Annotated in this window: 1 protein-coding gene and 1 pseudogene; both read left to right on the top strand. The window is 59.0% G+C overall.

What is annotated here, in order from left to right; translation table 11 throughout:
• A partial coding sequence (locus Q0341_RS04645; protein WP_299510895.1) for an ATP-binding cassette domain-containing protein occupies positions 1-1,240 on the top strand: 1,240 nt, incomplete at its 5' end.
• A 177-nt stretch (positions 1,241-1,417) separates the two neighbouring features.
• Positions 1,418-1,725: pseudogene (locus Q0341_RS04640) on the top strand (ribosome maturation factor RimP); the annotation flags it as partial.

The following is a 1,725-nucleotide window of genomic DNA, read 5'->3' as shown; positions in this document are numbered from 1 at the left end:
GCGCGATGCCGATGCGCGGGCCGTGCATCTGTTGTCCGAAACTGGTATCGATGACCCTGAGCGCCGTTTCGGGGCTTACCCGCACCAGTTGTCGGGCGGCCAACGCCAACGCGCCATGATGGCCATGGCCCTCGCATCCGAGCCCAAGCTCCTTTTGGCCGACGAACCCACTACCGCGCTGGACGCCAGCTTGCGTATTCAAATGCTGCAACTGTTGGCCGATTTGCAGCAAAAGACAGGCATGGCCGTTCTGCTGATCACCCATGATCTCGCCCTGGTGCGCCACTTTGCGGACAAGGTGGCGGTGATGGAACAAGGCCACCTGGTGGAGCAGGGCCCCATGCAGCAAGTCTTTGATCAGCCGCAGCACCCTTACACGCAGCGCCTGCTGCACAGCCGCCCCAGCCGTGAGGGTTTGGCTGCTGCCCCCTTGAATGACACGGTGCCCTTGGTGCAAGCGCGGCAATTGCAGGTGCGCTATCCCTTGTCGGTGCCGGGCTTTCGGGGCTGGTTTCAAAAACAAACTTTCACCGCGCTGCAGGGGGCAGATTTTGCCATCGCCCCAGGCAGCACCTTGGGCATCATGGGCGAGTCCGGCTCAGGCAAGTCGAGTTTGGCGCAAGCCGTCTTGGGCTTGCTGCCGTTTGCGGGCGAGTTGTCCTTTGCGGGCCAAACTTGGCAAGGCCGTCCGGCCCAGGACAAACCCCTGCGCCGCCGTGTGCAAGTGGTCTTCCAAGACCCTTACGGCAGTTTGTCTCCGCGGATGACGGTGGGTGAAATTGTCTCGGAGGGCCTGCTTTTACACCATCCGCACTGGCTGCCTGGACAAATTGAGCAGCGCGTGCACGCCGTTTTGACCGAAGTGGGCTTGGGCGGCCCCGGTTTGAGTGATTTGCTCAGCCGCTATCCCCACGCTTTCTCGGGCGGTCAGCGTCAGCGCATCGCGCTGGCTCGGGCCTTGGTGGTCGAGCCCGAGCTGCTCGTGCTCGATGAACCCACTAGCGCGCTGGATGTCACGGTGCAAAAACAGATTTTGGAATTGCTTCAGTCCTTGCAAAAAACACGCGGCATGGCGTATTTGCTGATCACCCACGATGTGGACGTGCTGCGGGCCATGGCCCACGAGGTCTTGGTGCTCAAGTCAGGGCAGGTGGTGGAGCAAGGCTTGGCCGAGCAGGTGCTGGGTGCGCCACGGCATGCGTACACCCGCAGCTTGGTGAATGCCTTTCCTGAAATTTAGCCCCCAAGGGCACGACGGCTTGTCGTTTTGCTTGTGTCAAAGGTGTTGTTTTCCTTAATAATCACACACTTAGGCCGTTTTATCAGCTAGAATACTGGCTTCACGACCAAACGGGCGGGTTTTCACCGCCCGTTTTTTTTGGGTCTCACTTTTTCAACATTGATCGTTCAAAGCTCTGTGGCATTGCAGCAAATTGTTCAAGAAACCGTAACCGGGCTGGGGTATGACCTGGTCGAGATTGACCGCACAGCGGGCGGTTTGTTGCGCATCACCATCGACTGGCCATGGCAGCCCGGTTCAGAGCTTTTCATCAACGTTGAAGATTGTGAAAAAGTCAACCGCCAGTTGCAGTTCGCCCTTGAAGTCGATGGCGTCACTTACAACCGTTTGGAAGTGTCCTCGCCCGGCATCGACCGCCCCTTGCGCCATGCGCCTGACTTCGAGCGGTTTCTGGGGGAATTGATCGACATCACCCTCAAAGCGCC

Source organism: uncultured Limnohabitans sp., from assembly GCF_937889215.1.
Lineage (GTDB): Bacteria > Pseudomonadota > Gammaproteobacteria > Burkholderiales > Burkholderiaceae_C > Limnohabitans_A.
Note: the sequence above shows the minus strand (reverse complement) of the source record. Positions and strands in the feature narration are given on the sequence as shown.